General features: G+C 54.7%; 1 protein-coding gene. It reads left to right on the forward strand.

Annotation, left to right across the window (positions count from 1 at the left end):
* Positions 1-638: LON peptidase substrate-binding domain-containing protein (locus BLX41_RS36775; protein WP_259745410.1), on the forward strand; the 638-nt coding region annotated here is incomplete at both ends.

Raw genomic sequence — 638 nt, forward strand, 5'->3', positions numbered from 1 at the left:
TCTATCGCGTAGGTACCATTGCGACTGTCTTGCAGTTGCTCAAGCTGCCTGATGGCACCGTCAAGGTGTTGGTTGAAGGCGAACAGCGCGGCGCTGTAGAGCGCTTCAGCGAGGTTGATGGCCATTGCCGCGCAGAAGTCTCCCTGATTGATGAAGTGGATGCTCCTGATCGTGAGTCGGAAGTGTTCGTTCGTAGTTTGCTGTCCCAGTTCGAGCAGTATGTGCAACTGGGCAAGAAAGTCCCTGCCGAGGTGTTGTCTTCGCTCAACAGCATCGATGAGCCAAGTCGCCTGGTAGATACCATGGCGGCGCATATGGCGTTGAAGATCGAGCAGAAGCAGGAGATTCTCGAGATCATTGATCTGTCCGCTCGGGTTGAGCACGTCCTGGCATTGCTGGATGCCGAGATCGATCTTCTGCAAGTGGAAAAACGCATTCGTGGCCGCGTCAAGAAACAAATGGAACGCAGCCAGCGCGAGTACTACCTGAATGAGCAGATGAAGGCCATTCAGAAAGAGCTGGGCGATGGTGACGAAGGTCACAATGAAATCGAAGAGCTGAAAAAGCGCATCGATGCCGCCGGCCTGCCAAAGGACGCCATGACCAAGGCTCAGGCCGAGCTCAACAAGCTCAAGCAG

Source organism: Pseudomonas protegens (assembly GCF_003732485.1).
GTDB classification, from domain to species: Bacteria; Pseudomonadota; Gammaproteobacteria; order Pseudomonadales; family Pseudomonadaceae; genus Aquipseudomonas; species Aquipseudomonas protegens_B.